Source organism: Streptomyces capoamus, from assembly GCF_014654935.1.
Lineage (GTDB): Bacteria > Actinomycetota > Actinomycetes > Streptomycetales > Streptomycetaceae > Streptomyces > Streptomyces capoamus.
In genome coordinates, this window is the sequence record NZ_BNBF01000016.1 from 204,632 (window position 1) to 207,133 (window position 2,502).

3 protein-coding genes are annotated in these 2,502 nt (G+C 73.9%); 1 reads left to right on the forward strand and 2 read right to left on the reverse strand.

What is annotated here, in order from left to right:
* Positions 1 to 1,463 (forward strand): ATP-binding cassette domain-containing protein (locus IE312_RS41715; protein WP_229900383.1); only part of this gene is annotated, 1,463 nt, incomplete at its 5' end.
* Positions 1,464 to 1,496: 33 nt separating this feature from the next.
* Here the strand turns inward: IE312_RS41715 and IE312_RS24465 are convergent.
* Together IE312_RS24465 and IE312_RS24470 are read right to left on the reverse strand one after the other, a co-directional pair.
* Positions 1,497 to 2,024 (reverse strand): hypothetical protein, encoded by a 528-nt coding sequence (locus IE312_RS24465; protein ID WP_189984471.1) that lies wholly within the window; start codon positions 2,022 to 2,024, stop codon positions 1,497 to 1,499.
* Positions 2,025 to 2,054: 30 nt separating this feature from the next.
* Positions 2,055 to 2,502: hypothetical protein (locus IE312_RS24470; protein ID WP_229900384.1), on the reverse strand; the 448-nt coding region annotated here is incomplete at its 5' end.

The window sequence follows — 2,502 nt, forward strand, 5'->3', positions numbered from 1 at the left end:
GCGGCCGGACCGTCGCCGAGCTGGCCGCGCTGCCGCTGACCGACCTGGCGGGGCTCCTCGACGGCGGTGACGAGATCGCCAGGGTGCTCACGGCCGACCTCAAGTCCCGGATCGCGCCGGTGGTCGAGCTGGGCCTCGGCTACCTCAGCATGGACCGGGCCACCCCCACCCTGTCCGCGGGCGAACTGCAGCGGCTGCGGCTCGCCACCCAGTTGCGCTCCGGGCTGTTCGGTGTGGTGTACGTGCTCGACGAGCCGTCCGCCGGGCTGCACCCGGCGGACACCGAGGCACTGCTGGCCGTGCTGGCCCGGCTGAGGGCCGCCGGGAACTCGGTGTTCGTGGTGGAACACCACCTGGACGTGGTGCGCCGCGCCGACTGGGTGGTCGACGTGGGTCCCGGCGCGGGCGAGCACGGCGGGCGGGTGCTGTACAGCGGGCCGCCGGCCGAGCTGGCCTCGGTCGAGGAGTCGGCGACGGCCGCGTTCCTCTTCGACGAGTCCCCCGGGCCGGCGCGCGACGTCCGCGAGCCGCGCGGCTGGCTGACGGTGGGCCCGGTGACGCGGCACAACCTGCGCGAGGTGACGGCCGCGTTCCCGCTCGGCGCGTTCACCGCGGTCACCGGTGTCTCCGGTTCCGGGAAGTCCACGCTCGTCGGCGAGTTGACCGGGGACCTGGAGGACGTCGAACGGCTGGTCCGGGTCGACCAGCGGCCCATCGGGCGCACCCCGCGGTCCAACCTGGCCACCTACACGGGCCTGTTCGACGTCGTGCGCAAGGTGTTCGCCGGCACCGAGGAGGCGCGGGCGCGCGGGTACGGGGTGGGGCGGTTCTCCTTCAACGTGGCGGGAGGGCGCTGCGAGACCTGCCAGGGCGAGGGGTTCGTCAGCGTGGAGCTGCTGTTCCTGCCGAGTACGTACGCGCCCTGCCCGGACTGCGGCGGCGCCCGCTACAACCCCGAGACGCTCGAGGTGACGTACCGGGGCCGCAGCATCGCCGAGGTGCTCGACCTGACGGTGGAGGCCGCCGCGGACTTCTTCGCGGACGCCCCGGGCGCCGCCCGCAGCCTGGGCACCCTGCTCGACGTGGGCCTCGGCTATCTGCGGCTCGGCCAGCCGGCGACCGAGCTGTCCGGCGGGGAGGCGCAGCGGATCAAGCTGGCGAGCGAACTCCAGCGCGGGCGCCGCGGCCACACGCTGTACCTGCTGGACGAGCCGACGACCGGACTGCACCCGGCCGACGTGGAGGTGCTGACGGAGCGGCTGCACGGGCTGGTCGACGCCGGGCACACCGTCGTCGTGGTCGAGCACGACATGACGGTGGTCGCGGGTGCCGACTGGGTGATCGACCTGGGGCCGGGCGGCGGCGACCGGGGCGGCCGGATCGTGGCGGCCGGGCCGCCGCGGCAGGTGGCACGGGCCGAAGGCAGCGCCACGGCGCCCTACCTCGCGCGGGTCATGCCCTGAAGCGGGGCGGGGCGCCGGGGGGCGGACCGGGACTCAGGTGCTCAGCAGGCGGTTGAAGAAGGAACGGTAGCGCCGCAGCGCCCCGCGGAGTTCCTCCGTGTCCACCTTCTCGCCCTCGGCCCACTGACCCTCCAGGTCCTTCTTGTGCTGGGCGAAGGTGGAGGCCAGGGTCTGCATGACGTCCGCGACCAGGGCGTCGGCGTCGTGCACGGCCTCGCGGGGGTCGTCCACGAACCGGTTCTGGATCGCCTGCCAGCGGTCGCGGAAGGTTCGCTCCTCGTCGTCCGTCAGCAGTTGCGGGGCGTCGTCCTCCGCGGCCGTGGCGGCCGGGGCCTCGGCCGTCTCCCCCGCGTCGGGACCGGCACCGGCGTCACCGCCGGCGGCCGTGTCGTCCGTGCTCTGCTCCGCGGCACCCGGCGTGCCGGTGCTCTCGCCGGGGTACACCGGGGCTCCCGAGGGGGCTCCCTCCGGCTCGGCGTCCGCACCGGTGTTGGCCGGCTGGGCGAGGTCCTCGGTCGACAGATCGCCGGCGGGGCGCCCCACGTCGTCGTTGCTGTGCATGCGTTCCTCCGTGCGCAGTGATGATCGCGGTCAGGACCGGGCGGGCTGCGCCCGGCCGCCGCCGTCGGAGAGCAACTCGTCGAACAGGGCGCGGTAGTGCACCATGGCGCCCCGCAGCTGTTCGGTCGTCGCCTGCTTGCGGGTGGAGAGGGCCTCCACCTCATGCGCGGCCCGGTAATGCTCCAGCGTGGAGCTGTGTTCCACCGAGAGGTCCTTCATCTGCTGCTCGAACCCCTCCGTCGGATAGCCGCGCTCGTGCATCAGCGAGGTCACCAGCCGGTCCGCGTCGTGCACCGCGTCCTCCGGCCGGTCGACGAACTCCTCCTGGACGCTGGTCCACTCCCGCGTGTAGCGGTCCCGTGAGACGGGGGGCAGCGCCTTGATCTCCAGTGAGTCGTGTCGCCTCTCGCGCTCCCTCAGTTCACGCTCGGCGGCGAGCCGGCTGTCGGATCCCTCGACCGTCCGTTCGTACTCCGGG